The 21074-nt window shown below is 72.2% G+C and carries 19 protein-coding genes; 7 read left to right on the top strand and 12 right to left on the bottom strand.

Annotation, left to right across the window (positions count from 1 at the left end):
• Positions 1-45: 45 nt before the first annotated feature.
• Entirely contained in the window at positions 46-759 is a 714-nt protein-coding gene (locus OG599_RS21340) for a GNAT family N-acetyltransferase (RefSeq protein WP_327177578.1), read from the top strand.
• Positions 760-899: 140 nt separating this feature from the next.
• On the opposite strand, the gene OG599_RS21335 is transcribed toward OG599_RS21340, so the two are convergent.
• Entirely contained in the window at positions 900-1277 is a 378-nt protein-coding gene (locus OG599_RS21335; protein WP_327177577.1) for a VOC family protein, read from the bottom strand.
• A gap of 319 nt (positions 1278-1596) precedes the next feature.
• On the opposite strand from OG599_RS21335, the gene OG599_RS21330 reads away from it, so the two are divergent.
• Positions 1597-2421 carry an alpha/beta fold hydrolase gene (locus tag OG599_RS21330; RefSeq protein WP_327177576.1) on the top strand — a complete coding sequence of 275 codons (825 nt, stop codon included), beginning with the start codon at positions 1597-1599 and terminating at the stop codon, positions 2419-2421.
• 148 nt (positions 2422-2569) lie between these two features.
• Positions 2570-3196, top strand: coding sequence for an SMI1/KNR4 family protein (locus OG599_RS21325; RefSeq protein ID WP_327177575.1), 627 nt, complete (start codon positions 2570-2572; stop codon positions 3194-3196).
• An 88-nt stretch (positions 3197-3284) separates the two neighbouring features.
• Here the strand turns inward: OG599_RS21325 and OG599_RS21320 are convergent, their stop codons facing one another.
• Both OG599_RS21320 and pdxR read right to left on the bottom strand, forming a co-directional pair.
• The gene (locus OG599_RS21320) at positions 3285-3824 is read right to left on the bottom strand and encodes a hypothetical protein (protein WP_327177574.1); all 540 of its coding nucleotides are present in this window, start codon (positions 3822-3824) and stop codon (positions 3285-3287) included.
• Positions 3825-3967: 143 nt separating this feature from the next.
• Complete coding sequence (pdxR, locus tag OG599_RS21315) at positions 3968-5368, bottom strand: MocR-like pyridoxine biosynthesis transcription factor PdxR (RefSeq protein WP_327177573.1); 1401 nt, start codon at positions 5366-5368, stop codon at positions 3968-3970.
• A gap of 47 nt (positions 5369-5415) precedes the next feature.
• Here pdxR and OG599_RS21310 point away from each other — a divergent pair, with 47 nt between their 5' ends.
• Positions 5416-5922 carry a carboxymuconolactone decarboxylase family protein gene (locus OG599_RS21310; RefSeq protein ID WP_327177572.1) on the top strand — a complete coding sequence of 169 codons (507 nt, stop codon included), beginning with the start codon at positions 5416-5418 and terminating at the stop codon, positions 5920-5922.
• Positions 5923-5983: 61 nt separating this feature from the next.
• Here OG599_RS21310 and OG599_RS21305 read toward each other — a convergent pair whose 3' ends face one another.
• The 6 genes from OG599_RS21305 to OG599_RS21280 all read right to left on the bottom strand — a co-directional run bounded on the left by OG599_RS21305 (position 5984) and on the right by OG599_RS21280 (position 12803).
• The gene (locus OG599_RS21305) at positions 5984-7015 is read right to left on the bottom strand and encodes a serine/arginine repetitive matrix protein 2 (protein ID WP_327177571.1); all 1032 of its coding nucleotides are present in this window, start codon (positions 7013-7015) and stop codon (positions 5984-5986) included.
• Positions 7016-7018: 3 nt separating this feature from the next.
• Positions 7019-7399: a hypothetical protein gene (locus tag OG599_RS21300; protein ID WP_327177570.1), complete on the bottom strand. Its 381-nt coding sequence runs from the start codon at positions 7397-7399 to the stop codon at positions 7019-7021.
• 32 nt (positions 7400-7431) lie between these two features.
• Positions 7432-9363: a hypothetical protein gene (locus OG599_RS21295; protein WP_327177569.1), complete on the bottom strand. Its 1932-nt coding sequence runs from the start codon at positions 9361-9363 to the stop codon at positions 7432-7434.
• A 346-nt stretch (positions 9364-9709) separates the two neighbouring features.
• Positions 9710-10699, bottom strand: coding sequence for a malate dehydrogenase (locus OG599_RS21290; RefSeq protein WP_327177568.1), 990 nt, complete (start codon positions 10697-10699; stop codon positions 9710-9712).
• A 514-nt stretch (positions 10700-11213) separates the two neighbouring features.
• The gene (locus OG599_RS21285) at positions 11214-11888 is read right to left on the bottom strand and encodes a DUF3017 domain-containing protein (RefSeq protein ID WP_327177567.1); all 675 of its coding nucleotides are present in this window, start codon (positions 11886-11888) and stop codon (positions 11214-11216) included.
• 36 nt (positions 11889-11924) lie between these two features.
• Positions 11925-12803 carry a bifunctional methylenetetrahydrofolate dehydrogenase/methenyltetrahydrofolate cyclohydrolase gene (locus OG599_RS21280; protein WP_327177566.1) on the bottom strand — a complete coding sequence of 293 codons (879 nt, stop codon included), beginning with the start codon at positions 12801-12803 and terminating at the stop codon, positions 11925-11927.
• A 233-nt stretch (positions 12804-13036) separates the two neighbouring features.
• On the opposite strand from OG599_RS21280, the gene OG599_RS21275 reads away from it, so the two are divergent.
• Positions 13037-13696: an RDD family protein gene (locus tag OG599_RS21275; RefSeq protein WP_327177565.1), complete on the top strand. Its 660-nt coding sequence runs from the start codon at positions 13037-13039 to the stop codon at positions 13694-13696.
• 133 nt (positions 13697-13829) lie between these two features.
• Here the strand turns inward: OG599_RS21275 and OG599_RS21270 are convergent, their stop codons facing one another.
• From OG599_RS21270 to purN, 3 genes are all read right to left on the bottom strand, one after another.
• A complete protein-coding gene (locus tag OG599_RS21270) occupies positions 13830-15443 on the bottom strand; it encodes a DUF2079 domain-containing protein (protein WP_327177564.1) in 1614 nt (537 codons plus the stop codon).
• Between the two features lie 244 nt (positions 15444-15687).
• The gene (gene purH / locus OG599_RS21265; protein ID WP_327177563.1) at positions 15688-17241 is read right to left on the bottom strand and encodes a bifunctional phosphoribosylaminoimidazolecarboxamide formyltransferase/IMP cyclohydrolase; all 1554 of its coding nucleotides are present in this window, start codon (positions 17239-17241) and stop codon (positions 15688-15690) included.
• Complete coding sequence (gene purN, locus OG599_RS21260; RefSeq protein ID WP_327177562.1) at positions 17228-17899, bottom strand: phosphoribosylglycinamide formyltransferase; 672 nt, start codon at positions 17897-17899, stop codon at positions 17228-17230. The genes purH and purN overlap by 14 nt, the downstream gene beginning before the upstream one ends.
• A 256-nt stretch (positions 17900-18155) precedes the next feature.
• Between purN and OG599_RS21255 the strand changes: the two genes are divergently transcribed.
• Entirely contained in the window at positions 18156-19223 is a 1068-nt protein-coding gene (locus OG599_RS21255; protein ID WP_327177561.1) for a hypothetical protein, read from the top strand.
• A 727-nt stretch (positions 19224-19950) separates the two neighbouring features.
• Positions 19951-20997, top strand: coding sequence for a glycoside hydrolase family 11 protein (locus OG599_RS21250; protein ID WP_327177560.1), 1047 nt, complete (start codon positions 19951-19953; stop codon positions 20995-20997).
• Positions 20998-21074: the final 77 nt, after the last annotated feature.

Below are 21074 nucleotides of genomic sequence, written 5' to 3'. Positions count from 1 at the left end.
GCCGCGGGCGGGGACCCCGGGCAGGCGCAGGAAGGGACAGACGACATGCAGGTGACCGACATCGGGCTGGACAGTCCGCTGCTGGACGTGGTGTACGACGAACTCCTCGTCCCCAACTTCCCGGCTCACGAACTGGTCACCCGCGAGGAGCTGCGCGCCGGCCTGAAGTCGGGGGCGCAGTGGATCTCGGCCGTCGTCCGCGAGGGCCGCCCCGACGGTGCCGCGATCGCCGAGTGGTCACCGGCCAGCGGGGTGCTGCTGCTCTCGTACATGGCGGTGCGCCGGGACCTGAGATCCTCGGGCATCGGCGGCGCCCTGATGGGCGAGATCCGCACCGGCTGGCAGGCCCGCGTCCACCCGCTGCTGACCCTCGCCGAGGTCGAACACCCCGCCGCGCACCGCCCGGACGGCGAACACGGCGACCAGACCGCCCGCATCCGCTTCTACGCCCGCCACGGCGCCCGCGTGCTGGACGTGCCCTACTTCCAGCCCTCCCTGCGCCCCGGTGCCGCCCGGGTGCCCGGCATGGTGCTGGCGCTGCTCACCACCGCGCCGGAGCTCGCGGACGCGGCGGACAGCGCGGCGGTCGTACCGTCCGAGCCGGTCCGGGGGTACATGACGGAGTACTTCGCGGAGACCGAGGGCTCCGTTCCCGACGACCCGGCGGCCACCGCCCTGTTCGCCGCCATGCCGCCCGGTGGCATCGCCCTGCTGCCCATCGACGACATCGCGGCCCTGCCGTGCACCACGGACGTGTGACCTGGGGTTTTTCGTCCTGGGGCGGAGCCTGCGCGCACGAGCGCCCCGGCTCTGTCACGAAGCCTGCACGCACGAGCGCCCCGGCTCCGTCACGGAGTCGGGGCGCTCGGTCGTAGGTCGTCGGCCGTCGTCGTGGCCCCTCAGTCCTGGGGGCGGTTGCGGCAGAGGCAGAACGGGTGCCCGGCCGGGTCGGTATAGACCTGCCAGCCGTACCCGGATTCGCCGACGAAGCTCTTGTGGAAGGTCGCGCCCAGTTCGACCACCCGCTGGTGCTCGGGCTCGAACTCGTCCACCTCGAAGTCGAGATGGAACTGCTGCGGGTGCTCCTGCCCCGGCCAGTCGGGCGGCTGGTAGTGCTCCACCCGCTGGAACGACAGCTCGATCCCGTCGTTGCGGAGGTTGACCCAGTCCTCCTGGCTGGCCTCCGGGTTGATCTCCCAGCCCAGCACCTTGGCGTAGAACTCGGCCAGCTTCCAGGGGTCGGGGCAGTCGAGGATGACGTCGGTGAGCTTCAGCATCGGAGCATCATAGGCCGCCCGGGCGGGCCCGCGCGGCGAATAAGTGAGCGTGTTCCGGGGGCGGTTCGGGGGAGTTCGGGGCGGTCCGGCGATGGTTCGGCGGTGCTTCCGTGACGTTCCGGTGGGCGGTCCGGTGGGCGGTCCGGTGGGCGGTCCGGTGGCCGCTCCGGGCCCCGACCGCGCCGGCCCCCGGGAACCGTCACCGCACTCCACGGGAGGGTGGTGCCCGGGTGTTTCCGGGGCAGACGCCCACTCTCCGGGAATACCGGCAGACGGCTCGCGAAACGCGCCGGCCATGCCAGAGAGAGGGAGGTCCACCGTGGAGTGGAAGCTGAACGAGGAGTTCGGGACGCCTGACGGGACGATCCGGTGGAACCGATTCGGCAGCGGGGACCCCGTCGTGCTGGTGCACGGCACCCCGTACTCCTCGTACCTCTGGCGGGACATCGCACCGGCCCTCGCCCGCACCCGCACGGTCTACGTCTTCGACCACCTCGGCTTCGGCCGGTCGGACCAGGGCGAGGGGCAGGACCTCGGCCTCGCGGCCCACGCGCGGAACTTCGCCGCGCTCCTCGACCACTGGGGGCTGGCCGGCCCCAGCGTCGTCGCGCACGACATCGGCGGCGCGGTGGCCCTGCGGACGCTGCTGCTGGAGAAGCGGGAGTACCGGGACCTGACCCTCTTCGACGCGGTGAGCGGCGGCGACTGGGAGCGGGGCCTCTTCCGGCTCATCCTGGAGCACGCGGACGTCTTCGGCCGGCTCCCGGAGTACGCGCACGAGGCGCTGGTCGCCGCCCACCTGCGCCACGCCACGCACACCGGCTTCCGGCCGGGGGTCCTCGACGCGCACCTCGCCCCGTGGCGCGGAGCGGCGGGGCAGGCCGCTTTCTACCGGCAGTACCGCCAGATCCGGCAGGCGGACACCGCCGCGTACGAGGAACTGCTGGGCGACCTCTCGATTCCGGTACGGATCATCTGGGGGCGGGAGGACCGCATCCTTCCCCCGGAGTACGCGGGATGGCTGCACGAGCACGTCCCGCACGCCGAACTGCACTGGATCGAGGGCGCGGGCCACCTCCTGCAGGAGGACGCACCGGGGCAGCTCATGGCCCATCTGACCGCCGGGTTCCCTCCGAGGGCGTGACGGCGGCGGCTCAGGTCACCGGCGGGGCTCAGCCCGGGCCGTGTCCGACCATCCCCCGCCGGGCAGGCGCCGACCGCCCGGCGAGAAGGGTCAGACACGGCTTAGCGCGGGGGTCGTCCAGGTCCAGCGTCAGCCTATCCTCACCCGCATGACGACCGACTGGCCGGCGGAGGCCGAGCGCCTGGCCCGGGGCCGCCGCCCCTGCGGGTCCGGCCGCCCGCCCGCAGCAGGACCGGACACGTGCCCGCCGCCCCTCTCCGAGACGGAAGTCCGCGAGGCTGAGGCGGAGTTGGGCATCACGTTCCCGGATCAGTACCGGGAGTACCTGCTGAGCAGGAGTGCGGGCGGTGCGGTGAACCGTCTGCGGCGCACCGCGGCGGGCTGGGGCTGGGAGGGGGACGGCGACACCAACTACGCCCTGCTCACCGCCCCTTTTCCGCATCCCGACTCCTACCGGGACCGCGAGGACGCCCTGAACGCCCGTGAGCCGCGGCCCGAGGACTTTCCCGACGCCGATGTCCACCGGCAGGCGTGGGCGCGGTGGGATGCCGAGTACGAGGTGTTCCAGGAGCGGAAGACCTCCGGCGCCGTGTTCGTCCAGGACAACGGCTGCGGCTTCGCGACGTTGCTCGTCGTCACCGGTCCGCTCCGGGGCTCCCTGTGGTTCGACGGCCGGGCCACCTGCGACCTGATCCTTCCGCTGGCCCTGGACGGCCGGCCGGTGTCGTTCCTGGAGTGGCTCGAACGGGAGTCCATGGATCTGCTCGGCTGGTGAGGGCGCGAGCGCGTCCGGTCGCCCCGGCGGAAGCAGCGGCCGGGTGGCCACGGCCGGGTGTCATCGTCCCGGGACCACCCGCCGGACCTCACTCCGAGGTCATGCCGAGGTCGTGGCGCATCCCCTCGCGGAGGGCGACCAGGCGTTCCCACAGCTCCTCGATCTGCTCGCCCAGGGCGTCGAGGCCGTCTCCCGGTTCCGGCGGGCCGGTGTCCAGGCGTACGGCGTGGCGATGGATCTTCTGCAGGGCTCCGTTGACCCCGCCGACCAGGCCATGGACCTCGTCCGAGGCGATGATGTTCGCCTCCGCGTGCTGAGCGACGTACGCCCGCCAACTCTCCTGGAGCGCGTCTCGGCGCGAGGAGTCCAGCCGCCCCGCACGCCTCAGGTCGATCACGCAGGCAGCCAGGGTGTCCCTGACCGTCCGCGCCGCCGCGTTGAACCTGACGTAGGAGGCCTGCCGTTCGGCGAGGAGGCGGTCCGCCCGAGCCCGCGTGAGGTCCTCCCGGCGGTGGCGCTCAAGGCGCTCCTGCTCCCGCTGGTGGACCCGCTGCGCGTGGCGCTGCGCGAGCAGGACCGACACGAGCGAGACGGCACCACCGATCACGGCTGCCGCCAATGTCAGCATCGCCGACCCCATGTGCCGCCCCTCCCCGTATCCTCGCCCGCACGGTAACCGGGCCACCGCGTCCCGCACAGGGCGCACCTCACGGCCGGCGCACCTCGCGACAGGCGCACCTCGCGGCAAGCACATCCACCGGCGGGCCCACCTCACGGCAGCACGCGGCAGAGCGCGTCCAGGGTGCCCTTCCAGGCGCTGTCGGGCGGGGAGCCGTAGCTGATGACCAGCGCGTCACGCTCGCGTCCGGCGTCCGGGTGGCGGAAGAAGGAGAGGCCTTCCAGGGCCAGTCCCTGGAAGGCGGCGGCGGAGATCACCGAGCGTTCGGTGCCTTCGGGGAGTTCGAGGACGGCGTGCAGCCCGGCCGCGATGCCGCTGATCCGGATGTCCGGGGCGCGTTCGGCGAGGGCCGCGACGAGCTGGTCGCGGCGGCGCCGGTAGCGCAGCCGCATCGCGCGCACGTGGCGGTCGTACGCGCCCGAGGCGATGAACTCCGCGAGGACGAGCTGTTCCAGGGAGCCGGTGGTCCAGTCGGAGAAGCCCTTGGCGGCGGCGACTTCCTCGACCATGTCGGCGGGCGGCACCATCCAGCCCAACCGCAGCCCCGGGGCGAGGGACTTGCTCGCGGTGCCGATGTAGACGACCCGGTCGGGGTCGAGACCCTGAAGACTGCCGACCGGCTGGCGGTCGTACCGGAACTCGCCGTCGTAGTCGTCCTCGACGATCACCCCGCCCGTCGCACGCGCCCAGTCGACGGCCGCCGTCCGCCGGTCCGGGTCCAGCGGGACGCCGGTCGGGAACTGGTGGGCGGGCGTCATCAGCACGGCACCGACCCCGCGCATGCCCGCCAACTCGTCGGTCACCGCCCCCTGGTGGTCGAGCGGGAGGCAGGGGGTACGCAGTCCGGCGTCGGCGAGGACGCCCCGGTGGAAGTCGAGTCCGTACGATTCGACGGCGACCTCGCGCACGCGCCGATTCCTCAACACCGAACCCACCAGGCGCAGTCCGTGGATGAAGCCCGAGCAGATCACCACCCGTTCCGGGTCGGCGTACACCCCGCGCGCCCGGCCGAGGTACTCCGCGATGGCGGTGCGCAGTTCGATGCGGCCGCGCGGATCTCCGTACCCGAAGGCCTCGTTGGGGGCGTCGGTGAGCGCGCGGCGGGAGGCGCGGAGCCAGGCGGCGCGCGGGAAGGAGGCCAGATCCGGCTGGCCGGGCATCAGGCTGTACGTGGGCAGGCGGCGGGCGGGCAGGGTCCTGCGGGCGGCCGGGGTTCCGCCGCGCGGCTCCGACCGCCGGGCGACCCGGGTCCCCGAGCCCTGGCGGGCGGTGAGCCAGCCCTCGGCGACCAGCTCCGCGTACGCGTCCGCCACCGTGTTCCGGGCGATCCCGAGGTCCGCGGCGAGCGCCCGGGAGGACGGCAGCCGGGCGCCGGGCGCCAGCCTTCCCGTGCGTACGGCGTCCCGCAGCGCCTCCATCAGCCCGTCGCGCAGACCCCCGGCATGCGGTTCGAGGTGCAGGTCGGCCCCGAAAGTGGCCCAGGAATCCGTCATGGAAATGGACCATAGCCGGGCGCCACCCGCGCCGTAGCGTGGTGGGCATGACGACACCGACCCACACCCACGCCACGTCCGAGTTCGCCCCCGAGCACACCCCGCGCCTCAACTGGGCGGAGCTCGCCCCCGACGTCTACAAGGCCATGGTCCGGCTGGACGCGGCGGCCCGTAAGGGGCTCGACCCGGTCATCGGCGAGCTGGTGAAGATCCGCTCCTCGCAGCTCAACCACTGCGCCTTCTGCCTGGACATGCACACCAAGGACGCCCTCGCCCAGGGCGAGACCGTCCAGCGGATCGTGCAGCTCAGCGCCTGGGAGGAGTCGAAGCACTTCTACACGGAGAAGGAGATCGCGGCGATCGAGCTGACCGAGGCGATCACCGTGGTGACCGACGGGTTCGTCCCGGACGAGGTCTGGGAGAAGGCCGCCAAGCACTTCGACGAGACCGAGCTGGCCCACCTGGTCGCCGCGATCAACGTGATCAACGGCTGGAACCGCTTCGCCGTGAGCACCCGGATGGTCCCGGGCCACTACACCCCGGGCGCGCACTGACCCACCCGCGCACCCACCCGCGTGCCCGCCCGGCCGACCCGGCCCCGCGGGCACGCGGCGGTCAGAGCGCCGAGCCCTCCGGGGCGAAGCCGGCCAGGGCCTGGGCGAGGATCTCCTCCTGGAACGGCCACGCCGTGTCGGGCGCGGCGACCAGCAGGGCGTACAGCCTGCCGTCCGACGCGGTGAACACCCGGTCGACCACCTGGCGGCGGGTGCCGGTCGCCTCGTGGTCGTACGCGTAGACCAGCTCGGCGCCGTCGCCGCCGTCCGAGGAGCCCACCGCTTCGACGCTGATCTCCTGGAACCCGGGGCTGGCGCTGCGGCTCTCGGAGGCGGCCTGCACCGCGTCCATGGCGCTGGTGAACCCGGTGACCTGCCAGACCTGGAGCAGCGAGGTGCCGTCGTCGGAGGTGTAGTAGACGCCGTGGTCGTCCTCGGTGCGGTGCCGCCACTCCTCGGGCACGAAGACGGTGAAGCCGCTCTGGTCCGAGACGGTCGCGTACCCGGGTTCGGGCGTCGCCGTGGCGGTCTCCTCGTCCGTGGGCGCCGGGCCCTCACCGGTCGGTTCGGCGGCGGACTCCTCGTCGGCGCTCTCGCCCCCGACCACGTCCACCGGGGAGTCGGACACGAAGGCCGACGCCCCCTGGGCCGTGGGGTGGTGGTCGTCGTCCTTCGCCAGCGTGAACCAGAGGGCGGCCGTGCACGCGGCGAGCACACCGACGGTGAGTCCGGCGGTCAGCGGGGTGAACCGCTGCCACGCCGTGCCGACGCGCTCCTCCCGTACACCGTCCCCGGGCTCGATCTCGCCGACGAACCCGCCGACGAAGCCACCGCCGGTTCCGCCGCCCCGACCGGGATCGGCCCCGCCCGCGAACCCGCCCCGCCCGTCCGGGCCGTAGACGTATCCGCCGGGTGCGGCGTCCGGTGCGCCGTCGGGCGGTGGCGGTACGTACGGCCCGGGCGGGGCCGCCGGCCGGGCCGGGGCCACCGGCGGGGAGGCGGGGAGCGGGGGCAGTACGGCCGACGGGGGCTGGTCGCCCGTCTCCCACCTCTGTGTCTCGTCGTTCCAGCGCGGTGCGCCGCCGCCCGTCATCGGTCAGCCTCCCAGCAGGGCCGAGAGCTCATGGCCGACCGCGACGCCCGACGCCAAGGTGGCGACGAAGGAGCCGGCCGCGTCCATGGCCTCGCGGAGACGGGCGAGCCGTCCGGGCGCGGCGACGCCTTCCGTCTCGATCTCCTCGGCGACGGCGGCGAGTTCGGAGTCGAGCGCCCCCGTGACGTCGGTGGCGACGAAGCGAGCGAGATCGGCGCGCAACTCCTTCACCGTACGCAGCAGTTCGGCGTGCTCGTCGGAGCCCGGCACCGAACCCTGGTTCAGTGTCACCTTGTTGTGGTTGCCGATGGCGAGCGGGCTGCCCGTCACGGAACCGATGTACACGCCGGGCGGGGGGTTCTGCTGTCCGTCCGTGCTTCCCATCGTGATGTCCCTCCGGTGATGCTCGGTCACTACTACTGGTCTCTCGGGCCCCGGCCGGGGCCGAACGGCGACGACGGCGGGGACGACGGCCCCGAGCCCGGCCCCCGCCGCGGCGGAGTGCCCGAGGGGCCCCGGGTGCCCGAGGACCCGGCGGCACCGGGGGTGCCCGGGGCGCCGCCGCCGCGCCGCTCCGCACGCAGCCGGTTGCTGGTGACGGTGTTGTTGTCGCCGACGCCGATGGCACTGTCGGTCGCGGACTCGATGAAGACCCCGCCCGCGCCGATGTGGACGACCTTCTGCTCGAACTCGTCGGTCTGCCAGCCCGCTTCGCGCAATGCCAGCCGCACCCCGCCGGTCACCCGGTCCTCGATGCTCTTGAGGTAGCGGTCGATGTCCATCTCCTGGAAGAGCGTGGCCCGGGTGTCCGAGGCCAGTTCCCGGACCGACAGCGCGGGCCCCTCGGGGAGCGCGCCGCCATGGCCTTCGGTGAGTTGCTTCCCGCTGCCGGCCCCGCCCCTGCCGAGGGTGATCAGCGAGCCCATCAGCGAGCCCGGCACCCGGGTGACCGCCCAGTAGGCCTTGCCGAACCAGCTGTTGTTGCGGTGCTGGTGCGCGATCTGGTCCAGGTCGCGGAAGAACGGCAGCAGCGGCTTGAGGATGTGCGGGGCGACCTCCAGCATCAGCATCCCGCCCTGGGTGTGGACCCGGACGAAGACGGTGACGACGACCTCCTCGCCCCAGCCGCCGACCCTGATCCGCAGGAAGTGCCTGCGGCTCTCGCCGCCCTCCTCGACAGCGGCCAGCCGGTGCGTCTCGAACCCCTCCGGCCCGTACGGCGCGTCCTGGCGCCTCGGCAGCCCGCGTACGGGAAGGAACACGCACTCGTCCACCTGGAGTTCGCGCAGCCGGTCGCGCACGGCGGCGGCGGCCTGCGGCGAGCCGTGCGGGGACGGCACCCGGAGCCCTTCGAGCAGCGGCACGATCCGGCGGAGGATCGCCGCGTTGTCGATGGGCTCGGCCTTGGCGTCGGTGCGCGGCCGGAGTTCGACGGAGAGGTTCCAGGCGCGGCGGGTGTCCCCGCTCCCGCAGAACGGATCGTCCTCGTTGTACATGATCAGCGGGGAGCTCTGCTCCACCCTGATGCGGTCGCGGAGCCACCGGAACCGCCCGCCCGCGTATCCTTCGGCCGGGTCGGCGGCGAGGTCGGCGAAGCGCTGCGGGGAGAGTTCGGCGCCCATCACCCGGGAGAACTGGCCGCGTTGGAGGCCCACCAGGGAGGCGAGTCCGGCGAAGGCCAGCAGGCAGAGCCAGGGCACGGAGGTGGGCATCCCGTCGGAGAGACCGCCCACGAGGGACGGCCCCAGGGCGAACACGCCGGGGAGGCTGTCGAGGAAGCCGTCGCCCGAACCGCTGGAGCCGGAGCCGTAGCCTCCGTAACCGTCGTAGGAGTCGTACGAGTCGCCACTGTCGAGGAATCCGACGGTGCCGCCCAGCACCGTCACGAGGACGGTGAGTACGAACAGGCCCAGGATGAAACGGGCGTACCAGCGGATCACCAGGGCCGGGACGACGCGGTAGAAGGGCGGTTCGGCGTCGGCGCCCCGTATCAGCCGCGCGACACCGAGCCAGAAGGCCGCCCCGGCGAGGATGGCGAAGAAGCCCTGGGTGACGACGATGGCCAGTACCCAGAACGCCAGCGTGCCCGCCGCCCACTGGAGTTGGGTCTTACGGGCCCACAGGGCGTGGGCCAGGACGCGGGCCGCGTCGAAGCCCGCGGAGGGGGCGACGATCCGGTTCTCCTGGACGTACAGGTGGTCGATCACCGCGCTCCGGAAGCCCTCGTGGTGGTGGACTCCGGCGCAGAGCAGTCGGCACGCCTCACTGCCCGCGGGGTGAACGGGCGGCCTGCCACCCGGTTCGTCCCCGCCGTGCGGTTCCTGCGGCGGCACGGAAGTCACGGTCACCGGCACCCCTTCAGAGAGCAACCCGGCTCGATCGCACAGGAGTTGCATGGGAAAGGACGCCAATGTAGCGGGCGGCGGGGCGGTGGCGCGAGGCGATTGCGCTCCAGGCCGTGTCTGACCCTGCGCGTCGGATCGGCGGGCGGTGTCCGGTGCGGTGCAGGGGCGGCGCCGAGCACGCGACCTTCACGCCGCGCGCCGGGGCCCTTCCCTCCGGGACGCACCGAAAGGCGCCCGCATACGCCGGAGCGCCCGCACGGCTGGTGCCGTACGGGCGCTCCGGGATGTGGGACCGGTCGGGCTGCGGGCAGCCCCCGGGGATGCGATCGGACGGATCCGATCGGATCGGTCAGATCAGGCCGAGCTCGCGGACCGCGTCGCGCTCCTCGACGAGCTCCTTGACCGACGCGTCGATGCGCGCGCGGGAGAACTCGTTGATGTCCAGGCCCTGGACGATCTCGTACGAGCCGTTCTTCGTGGTGACGGGGAACGACGAGATGATGCCCTCGGGGACGCCGTAGGAGCCGTCCGACGGGATGCCCATCGAGGTCCAGTTGCCCTCGGCGGTGCCGTTGACCCAGGTGTGCACGTGGTCGATGGCGGCGTTGGCGGCCGAGGCGGCGGAGGACGCGCCACGGGCCTCGATGATCGCCGCGCCGCGCTTGGCGACGGTCGGGATGAAGGTGTCGGCCAGCCACGCCTCGTCGTTGACGACCTCGGCGGCGTTCTTGCCGGCGATCTCCGCGTGGAAGATGTCCGGGTACTGGGTGGCCGAGTGGTTGCCCCAGATCGTCAGCTTCTTGATGTCGGAGACGGCGGCACCGGTCTTGGCGGCCAGCTGCGAGATCGCGCGGTTGTGGTCGAGGCGGGTCATCGCGGTGAAGCGCTCGGCCGGAACGTCCGGGGCGGCGGCCTGCGCGATGAGCGCGTTGGTGTTGGCCGGGTTGCCGACGACGAGGACCTTGATGTCGTCCGCGGCGTTGTCGTTGATGGCCTTGCCCTGGGGCTTGAAGATGCCACCGTTGGCGGAGAGCAGGTCACCGCGCTCCATGCCCTTGGTACGCGGACGGGCGCCGACGAGCAGCGCGACGTTGGCGCCGTTGAACGCGGCGTCGGCGTTGTCCGTGATCTCGATGCCGCGCAGCAGCGGGAAGGCGCAGTCGTCGAGCTCCATCGCGGTGCCCTCGGCGGCCTTGAGACCCTGCGGGATCTCCAGGAGACGCAGGTTGACCGGCACGTCCGGGCCGAGCAGGTGGCCGGAGGCGATGCGGAAGAGCAGCGCGTAGCCGATCTGGCCGGCCGCGCCGGTCACGGTGACATTCACGGGAGTGCGGGTCATGGCGATCTCCGTTAGACAGCTGGCGGTGGGGGCTCATGGCCCCTGGAGCTGGACATCCCTGAATCTTGATGTGAAGAGATATCCGTCGGTCAGGCTATCCGACCCGGGCCGTGCCGACCGCCCACCCCCCTGTGTCACGGCCCACAGACTCCCTGTACCGGTGGCCGGCGGAAGGTGCCGTGCGGACCGGGGGGAGGGGACGGTCACTCTGCGGTGCCACGGCGGTCGCAGGTCGGTAGCAGGGCGGTCACACGGTGCCGGAATGGTCACTTCCGTGCCACAGGCGGAGGCCCTTCCTTGCCCCGCCTGGTCGTGTCCATGACTCTTGGAGCGGGCCGCGGACGGCGCTCGCGCAGCCGTCCGCCGGGGCCGCACCGCCCCGCCGCGCCCGCCCCGGTGTCCGTCCCTGTCGGGGGAAGGGACGGACACCTCACGGGCACACGCACAGGCCGTCACGCGGGTCGCCTCAAGGGCACGCCCGCAGCGCGTCGCGCCGGACCGGCCTCACGGGCCGTCAGCGGATCGTGAAGTGGACCGCGTCCTCCAGCACCGGGATGTCCAGCCACGGCTTCGGCTGCGCCATCAGCGCGAGCAGCACGATCAGCGTGCCCATCACCCCGTACGTGACCAGGTCGGTGAACCGGGACCGTACGGCCAGCATGCCCACCGACGGGACCACCCAGCGCAGTACGGCCCCGATCAGCAGGGCCACGCCGATCAGCAGGGAACCGATCCGGAATGCCTCGGCGAACGGGTCGGTCGCCACGAGCAGCAGCCCCAGAGCCGCCGTCACGAGCACGGTGAGCAGCGGCCACTGACGGGCCGGTGCGGGGGCGTCGCCCGACGCCGCCCGGCCGCCGCCCTCGGGGCGGGCGGTGTCGCGGGTCAGCGAGAACCGCCAGGAACGCTGGGGCGCCTCGGCGGAGGCGTCCTGCGGTGCCGTGGAGGCGTCCTGCGGTGCAGTGCCTGCGGCGGGCTCATCGGCGGACCCGGCAGAGGGCTCGGCAGAAGGCTCCACGGAGGACCCGGCAGAGGGCTCGGCAGAAGGCTCCACGGAGGACCCGGCAGAGGGCTCGGCGGCGGGCTCCGGGGATGCCTCGGCGGCGGGTTTGCCGGTGGGGTCCCCGGCCGGTTCACCGCCTCCCGCGTCGCTGCGGGCGGGGTCGGCCGGGCTGGTAGCAGCAGCCATCGGTTTCCTTCCGGGCGCTGGTCGGTTGCGTCGGGATCAGCCGGCTGCCTGGGCGTCCGCCGCGGCGGCGTCGCGCTCGGCGGCCTCGACGACGTTGACCAGCAGCTGGGCGCGGGTCATCGGGCCGACACCGCCCGGGTTCGGGGAGATCCAGTCGGCGACATCTGCCACGCCCGGGTGGACGTCTCCGACGATCTTGCCGTTCTCGTCGCGGCTCACGCCGACGTCGAGCACGGCGGCGCCCGGCTTCACGTCCTCGGGCTTGATGATGTGGGCCACCCCGGCGGCGGCGACGATGATGTCGGCCTCCTTGAGGTGGGCGGAGAGGTCGCGGGTGCCGGTGTGGCACTGGGTGACCGTGGCGTTCTCGGACTTGCGGGTCAGCAGCAGCGGGATCGGGCGGCCGATCGTGACACCGCGGCCGACGACCACGACGTGCTTCCCGCTGATCTCCACGCCGTGGTGGCGGAGCAGCTGGACGACGCCCTGCGGGGTGCAGGGCAGCGGGCCGGCCTCGCCCAGGACGAGACGGCCGAGGTTCATGGGGTGCAGCCCGTCGGCGTCCTTGGCCGGGTCCATCAGCTCCAGCACGCGGTTGGTGTCGATGCCCTTGGGGAGCGGGAGCTGAACGATGTAACCGGTGCACTCCGGGTTGGCGTTGAGCTCGCGTACGACGTCCTCGATCTCCTCCTGGGTGGCGGTGTCGGGGAGTTCGCGCTGGATCGAGCCGATGCCGACCTGGGCGCAGTCGCGGTGCTTGCCGTTGACGTACCACCGGCTGCCCGGGTCGTCCCCGACGAGGAGAGTGCCGAGGCCGGGCGTGACGCCCCGCTCCTTGAGCGCCGCCACGCGGACGGTCAGCTCGGACTTGATCGCGGCTGCGGTGGCCTTGCCATCGAGAATCTGGGCAGTCATGCCCCCATCCTCGCGGATGAACCCTCCCGCATACCAATTCGGGTCCGGCGGCGGCCGGCACGCATTGCACTTGCACAACACCTGGCGCCCCGCTCTGGACAAAACGATGATCCGCTTATAACGATGAGCGTGCAGTGCCGCGGTGGGTTTTACGGGGGGCGGACCGCTGATGCACTGCCTCCTTCTTCACGTCGCGGCAACGTCCCTCGCGCACAGGTTGAAGGAAACACCCCATGAGCTTCGGCGAACCGACCAACCCCTACGGCCAGCAGCCCGGCCAGAACCCGCCCGGCCAGCCCGGCCAGCCCGGCTACGGCTACCCGCAGCAGCCCCCGCAGGGCGTGCCGCCGCAGGGCGGACCGCAGGGCGGACCGCAGGGTTACGGCTACCCGCAGCAGCCGGGCCAGCCCTACGGCGTCCCCCCGCAGCAGCCGTACGGCTACGCGCCGGGCCCCGGCTACGGCCCCGGCAGCGGTGGCCCCGAACTGGCCAACTGGGGCTGGCGGTTCCTCGCCACCCTGGTCGACGGCCTGGTCCTCCTGGTGCCGTACATCGTCGTCATCGTCGGTGCCGGGCTGTCGAGCGGCGACTCGTCCGCCCTCGGCGGCATCCTGAGCGTCGTCGGGGCCCTCGGCATCATCGGTGTGATCATCTGGATGCTGGTCCAGGAAGGTTCCACGGGCGCGACCATCGGCAAGCGGGCCGTGGGCATCAAGGTCCTGCGCGAGGCGGACGGCCGCCCGCTCGGCTTCGGCATGGCCCTCGTACGACGCATCGCCCACGCGCTCGACTCGTTCGCCTGCTACCTCGGGTGGCTGTGGCCGCTCTGGGACTCGAAGAAGCAGACGTTCGCGGACAAGGTCTGCTCGACGGTCGTCATCAAGGCGAAGTAGTCCCCGCTCGACACCAGCCGCTGTGGCGGCGATCGTCACGCTCCGGAGGCCGTGCCCGCACACGTGGGCGCGGCCTCCGCGCGTTCCCCCGGCGGGCGTCCCTGTCGCGGGACTCGACGGGACTCAGCCGGACTCAGCCGGTCGCGAGGGCCGGGGCGGGCGAGGTCCGTTCCACCACGACGATGTTCCCGGTGCGCAGCTTGAGCCGGTACTTCGCCTCCGGGTGCAGCTGTTCCGCGTACGCCGCCGGGTCCTGGATCGAACTGGCCCAGCCGGCGCCCTGGTCGAAGGCGACGATGTCGGGGGCCATGCCGGGGGCGCCGCCGATCCAGTAGACGGTCCGGTCGGCGGTGAGGTGCGCCATCAGGGTGATGTCGGTCTCGACGCGGACGCCCACCGGGATCGCCGCCATCGCCTCGCGCGCCGCGTGCGTCCCGGCGTCGGCGCGGTAGGTCTCCGGGCGCAGCAGTTCGCGCAGCGGCAGGTGCTGGGTCATCGCGAAGGCGATGCCCACGGTCACCGGGACGACGGCGCCCGCGAAGGAGTCGAGCCAGGGCCTCGGTGACGTACGGCTGCGGCGGATGCCGTCCGCCATGGCGAGGAAGACGACCGGCATGAGGACGGCGCTGTAGTGCCAGACCATGCCCCAGTGGTTCTCGTCCCGGGAGAGCAGCCGCCAGCCGAGCGTGGGCAGCACGAGCAGCACCAGCGGTGAACGGAGCGCCATGAAGGCGGTGATGCCGAAGAGGAAGAACAGCATCTCGATCTTCACCGGGGAGTTGAACGCGCCGAGCACCACGTCGAGTGTGGAGACGTGCTGTTGGCCGTCGGTGTCCATCTTCTTCCAGTAGTCGTACGAACCCGCGCTGCTGGCCGCCGGTATGAGGACGAAGACGGTGAGCACGAAGGCGCAGGCGCCGGTGACGGCGAGCAGCGTGCCCTGGAACCGCTGTCCGAGGACGAAGAGGACGAGCCCGACGGCGGCCACGGTGATGCCGAGGTCCTCCTTGACCAGGACCAGCGGCAGGGCCCAGAGGACGGCGGCCGTCCAGCGTTCGGTGAGCAGCGCCCGGCAGACGAGGGCGATCAGCGGGACGGCGAGGGCGATCTCGTGGAAGTCGGACTTCACCGCCTCCTGGAGCCCCCAGGAGAGCCCGTACGCGACCGCGACCCAGGGGCCGTAGCGCCCGCCGAGGACCTGCTGGACGGTACGTCCCACGATGACGGCGGAGAGCGCGAAGAGGGCGGCCTGCGCCAGCAGCAGGGCGACGGCGGACGGCCAGATCCAGTAGACCGGGACGAGCAGCGCCACCGCCGGAGAGAAGTGGTCGCCGAGGATCAGGTAGCCGGGGCCCTTGATGTCGACGATCGGCGCGTGGAACCCGGCGTACGCCCGTACCTCCTGCTCGAAGATGCCGAGGTCCCAGGAGGGCGAGTGGAAGCGGGCGTACTGGAGGTACGAGTAGAGGAAGTACAGCGCGCAGAGGACCGCGCCGATGATCAGGTACGGGCGCAGCGGGACCCGGCCGGCCGGCGCGTCGGGGGCGAGCGCCTCGGTGGCGGTCGTGTCGGGGGCGCTCGCGTCGAGTCGTGTCGGCTCGTCCGCCACGGGCTGGTCCGGCGTCGGCTCGTCGGGCGTCGGTTCCGGATCGGGGTCCGCGTCGCGCGACTGCTGCGCCGGGACGGACCAGCTGCTGCCGGTGCGGCCCCGCTCGTCGCCGCCCGGTCCGAGCGCGGCTTTCCCCATCCGCAATGAATTCACCCACCGGTTCGCTTCGAGTCGTGCGCACGCACGCCGGGGTCGCGCGGCCCGGCGCACCCCTTCGGACAAGCGATCCATTAGAACAGAGAGCCAGTGCCGCGGGGAGACCTCGGTTCCGTCCGGTCCACCGGCGGTCGCCGGCGGGTACGCGTGCGGCCCGCCGGGAAGTCCCGGCGGGCCGCACGGACGTCACACCCGGGCGCCGGAGCGCCCGGCCGTTACCGCGTGATCAGTGGAAGAAGTGGCGGGTACCGGTGAAGTACATGGTGACGCCGGCCTTCTTCGCGGCCTCGACCACCAGCTCGTCGCGGACCGAACCGCCCGGCTGGGCCACGGCCTTGATCCCGGCGGCGGTCAGGATCTCCAGACCGTCGGGGAAGGGGAAGAAGGCGTCGGAGGCGGCGTACGAGCCCTGGGCGCGCTCGGCGCCCGCGCGCTCGACGGCGAGCTTGGCGGAGTCGACGCGGTTGACCTGGCCCATGCCGACGCCGACCGAGGCGCCGTCCTTGGCGAGCAGGATCGCGTTGGACTTGACCGCGCGGCTCGCCTTCCAGGCGAAGGCGAGGTCCTTCAACTCGTCGGCGGAGAGCGCGTCACCGGTGGCGAGGGTCCAGTTGGCCGGGTCGTCGCCGTCGGCCTGGAGCCGGTCGGTGACCTGGAGCAGCGCGCCGCCGTCGATCGGCTTGACCTCGACCGGGGCGGTCGGGGCACCCTCGCAGCGCAGCACGCGGATGCTCTTTTTGCGGGCGAGGACCTCGACCGCGCCGTCCTCGTACGCCGGGGCGACGATGACCTCGGTGAAGATCTCGGCGACCTGCTCGGCCATCTCGACGGTCACCGGGCGGTTGACGGCGATGACGCCGCCGTACGCGGAGAGCGGGTCGCAGGCGTGCGCCTTGCGGTGCGCCTCGGCCACGTCGTCGGCGATGGCGATGCCGCACGGGTTGGCGTGCTTGATGATCGCGACGCACGGCTCGGCGTGGTCGTACGCGGCCCGGCGCGCGGCGTCGGTGTCCGTGTAGTTGTTGTAGGACATCTCCTTGCCGTGCAGCTGCTCCGCCTCGGCGAGGCCGCCGCCGCCGGAGGTGTAGAGGGCCGCGGGCTGGTGCGGGTTCTCGCCGTAGCGCAGGACGTTGGAGCGCTCGTACGTGGCACCGAAGAAGTCGGGGAAGCCGGAGTCGTCCGCGGCGGCGTAGTCGGCGGCGAACCAGGAGGCCACGGCCACGTCGTAGGCGGCGGTGTGCTGGAAGGCCTCGGCGGCGAGCCGCTTGCGGGCGGTCAGGTCGAAGCCGCCGGCCTTCACCGCGGCGAGGACGTCGGCATACCGCTCGGGGCTGGTGACGACGGCCACGGACGGGTGGTTCTTGGCCGCGGCGCGGACCATCGACGGGCCGCCGATGTCGATCTGCTCGACGCACTCGTCGTCGGAGGCGCCGGAGGCGACGGTCTCCTTGAACGGGTACAGGTTGACGACCACCAGGTCGAAGGGCTCCACGCCCAGCTCGGCGAGCTGCTCGCGGTGGGCGTCCAGGCGCAGGTCGGCGAGGATGCCGGCGTGCACGCGCGGGTGGAGGGTCTTCACGCGGCCGTCGAGGCACTCGGGGAAGCCGGTGAGCTCCTCGACCTTGGTGACCGGGACTCCGGCGGCGGCGATCTTTCCGGCGGTGGAGCCGGTCGAGACGAGCTCGACGCCCGCCTCGTGCAGACCGCGGGCGAGGTCTTCCAGCCCCGTCTTGTCGTAGACACTGACCAGGGCGCGACGGATGGGCTTATTCACCGACATGACCGAGATGAACCTTTCGTCCCTCAATGCGATGGCCGTCACGGGCGATCCGCCCCACGGCCTCGACGAGCAGCTTGCGCTCGACTTCCTTGATGCGTTCATGGAGAGCTGCTTCGCCCTCCGGGGTGTCCTCTTCGGTCACCTCGACCACGCCCTGCGCGATGATCGGACCGGTGTCGACACCGTCGTCGACGAAGTGGACGGTGCACCCCGTGACCTTCACGCCGTACGCGAGTGCGTCACGCACTCCGTGGGCGCCGGGGAAGCTGGGGAGCAGGGCGGGGTGGGTGTTGACGAACCGGCCGCCGAACGCGGCCAGGAACTCCTTGCCCACGATCTTCATGAAGCCGGCCGAGACGACGAGATCCGGCCGGTGCGCGGCGGTGGCGGCGGCCAGCGCGGCGTCCCACTCCTGGCGGGTGGCGTGGTCCTTCACCTTGCACACGAAGGTGGGGATGCCGGCCCGCTCGGCACGCTCCAGACCGACGATGCCCTCGCGGTCGGCGCCGACCGCGACGACGCGGGCGCCGTACCCCTCGGGGTCGGCGTCGATGGCGTCGAGCAGGGCCTGGAGGTTCGTACCGGAGCCGGAGACCAGTACGACCAGACGGGCCGGACCGGCCGGACGAGCCGGAGCGGCGGAGGTGGGCGAGGCCACGGACGGGCCCTTTCTCGCGTGGTGACGCGCCTGCGACGTGCGGGCGGATCTCTTGGTGCTGGACGGACTCTTTGTGCGGTCCTACGAACGAAGATCGCCCTCGGGTACGGGGGACCCTACGAACGGACCGGTCGTCGGCAACGATACCGGCACACCCTGCGGCCCCCACGGGACGGGGGCGTGGCCGGGAGGTAGCGTCAGGGGACGCGAACCGTCCGACGGGCGGAAACGACGAGATGGGGAAGACGTTCACCACATGCCGGACCGACGCCGCCGCACCGACTCCCGCCCTTTCCAGCCATCGCACCTTTCACGCCATCCGCGCCTCTCGCCGCTGACCGAGGGCGCCCCGACGGCGTCGGCGGTCGCATCGCCGGTGCTCCTGCTGCGGGAGCGGCAGCCCGGCTCCACCGGCTCCACCGACGGCTCGGGCACGCCGGGTACGTCCGGTGCCCCGGGTACGTCGGGTACGTCCGGTGCCCCGGGTGAGTCCGGCGGGCAGGGCACCCCCGGCGCCGGCACCCCCACCGACGACAACCCGTTCGCCGCACCCCCGGAGGGACGGCCCGACCAGCCCTGGCGTCCCCGCCACCCCTCGGCCCACAGCGGTCAGGGCGACGGCACCGGCCAGGGGGGCGGCCATGGTCAGGGCGGCGGGAACGGCCCCGGCCCCTCGGACGGGCGCCCGGTCTGGGGCAGCCAGTGGAGCGACCGGCAGCCGGGCCGGGAGAGCGGCGAGTTCGGCCGGCGCCCCGGCGCCGGCGGCGGACCGGAGCAGCCCGGCGGAGGCCGGGGCGGCATGCGGTGGGACCCCACCGACCCTGCCCAGCGCCGCGCCCGCTACGCGGTGCTCAGCGGCATGTGGGCCTTCTTCTTCGTGCTGTTCGGCTTCCCGGAGATCGCCCTGCTGCTCGGCGCCCTCGGCGCCTACTGGGCGATCAGCTCGCTGCGCGCCGAGCCGAAGCCGCCGGCCCCGGCCGACGGTACGGCGAGTTCCGGCCAGACCGGAGCGGCCCCCGCCGCCGGAGCCCCGACGCCCGGCGGCGCCCCCGCCGGGCAGCCCGCGCCCGGTTCCGTACCGCCGGGCGGGCAGCCCGGACGGCCCGTACCGGGGACCGGCGGCAAGCCGCAGACCACGGCGGCGGTCAGCGGACTGGTGACCGCACTGCTGGCGCTGGTGATGGTGGCCGGGACGTTCACGGTCCAGCTGGTCTACCGGGACTACTACACCTGCGTGGACGACGCCCTGACCCGTTCCAGCGCGCTGGCCTGCAACGACCTCCTGCCTGACCCCCTCGAACCGATCTTCGGCGTCAAGAACTGACCGCCACCCGCTGATCGTCGCCGGCTGACGGTCACCGACCGACCGGCAACGACCGGCGGTCATCGACCGACGTCACCGACCGGCTCGCCCCCGGTCGGAACACGGCCCGGCTCCTGCCCCAGGAGCCGGGCCGTTCGCATGCGGCGGCGACGGCCACGCGCCACAGGGGCGAAATCCGGCCACGCCCGGCCGCGCGGACCCCGGACGTGCGTACCCAGGAGCGCGTTCCCGGGCGGGCATCCTCCGCCCCCGCACGGCGCCACCGCTCCAGTACCCCCTCCGAGGCATATTCCGGAATACCTTTGCGTGGCCGAAAAACTTTCGAAATGTTTCGAATTCCCAGCCCTTCCCCGACCCTTTATCACTTCGCGGATCCTGGGATTACCTAAACATCGTCCGCGCCATCCCGGATGACACTCGCACTGAGCTGGGAGAACATCCACCCGCCCCTCTCTCGGCTCAAAAAAGTTTTTCGCGATGCGTGCCGAAACCATTGACACCCCAGAGCGCCGAATCAACACTGACGTCGCTGACAGACCTCAAAGGCCGTCGATTTGAGGCACCCGCACGACCCGCCCCACCGGCTCCGGCCGCTTCAGGAACGCACCACCCCGCCGCGTCGGCCCCTGCTCCGACACGACTCACCCCCTGACGCGTCCATGACATATCCGGCCCCGGGGAGGTCTTCCGCCACCTGGCCTCCGGCCAGTCCGCACAAGGAGGAAGCATGTTCACGAAGGAAGGCACCACTCGTGCGAGGAGCCGCGGCCTCGGCCGCTTCCGGCTCCTCGGGCGGGCCTTCGCCCTGGCCGCGGCAGCGACCGCGCTGATCCTGCCGGGCACCGCCAACGCCGACACGACGATCACCACGAACCAGACCGGCACCAACAACGGCTATTACTACTCGTACTGGTCCGACGGTGGCGGATCGGTCTCCATGAACCTCGGTTCCGGCGGGAATTACAGCACCAACTGGAGCAACGTCGGCAACTTCGTCGCCGGCAAGGGATGGAGTAACGGCGGTCGCCGCACGGTGAACTACACCGGCACCTTCAACCCGTCGGGCAATGCCTATCTGTCCCTTTACGGGTGGACCACCAACCCGCTCGTCGAGTACTACATCGTCGACAACTGGGGCACCTACCGGCCCACCGGGACCTTCAAGGGCACGGTGACCACCGACGGTGGCACGTACGACATCTACGAGACGACCCGGACCAACGCCCCGTCGATCGAGGGGGACAACAAGACGTTCAAGCAGTACTGGAGCGTCCGGCAGTCCAAGAGGACCGGCGGCGCCATCACCACGGGCAACCACTTCGACGCCTGGTCGAGCAAGGGCATGACCCTGGGTTCGTTCGACCACTACATGGTGCTCGCCACCGAGGGCTACCAGAGCAGCGGCAACTCCAACATCACGCTCGACGGCACCGGCGGCAGTTCCGGCGGCGGAAGCACCGGCGGTGGCGGCACCGGCGGCGGCGGTACCGGCGGCGGCGGTACGAGCAGCGGGTGCACCGCGACGCTCTCCGCCGGCGACAAGTGGAGCGACCGCTACAACCTCAACGTCTCGGTCAGCGGCTCCAGCAACTGGACCGTGACGATGAACGTGCCCTCGCCCGAGAAGGTCCTCTCCACCTGGAACATCGGCGCCACCTACCCGAGCGCCCAACAGCTCGTCGCCAAACCGAACGGCAGCGGCAACAACTGGGGCGTGACGATCCAGACCAACGGCACCTGGACCTGGCCGACGGTCACCTGCACAGCGACCTGACCCGTACCGACGGCAGTACCCGTACCGACGGCAGTACCCGTACGGACAGCGGTCCTCCTGCGGACGGCGGTCCCCTT

Source organism: Streptomyces sp. NBC_01335, assembly GCF_035953295.1.
GTDB lineage: Bacteria > Actinomycetota > Actinomycetes > Streptomycetales > Streptomycetaceae > Streptomyces.
This window is presented reverse-complemented; position numbering and strand designations above follow the sequence as displayed.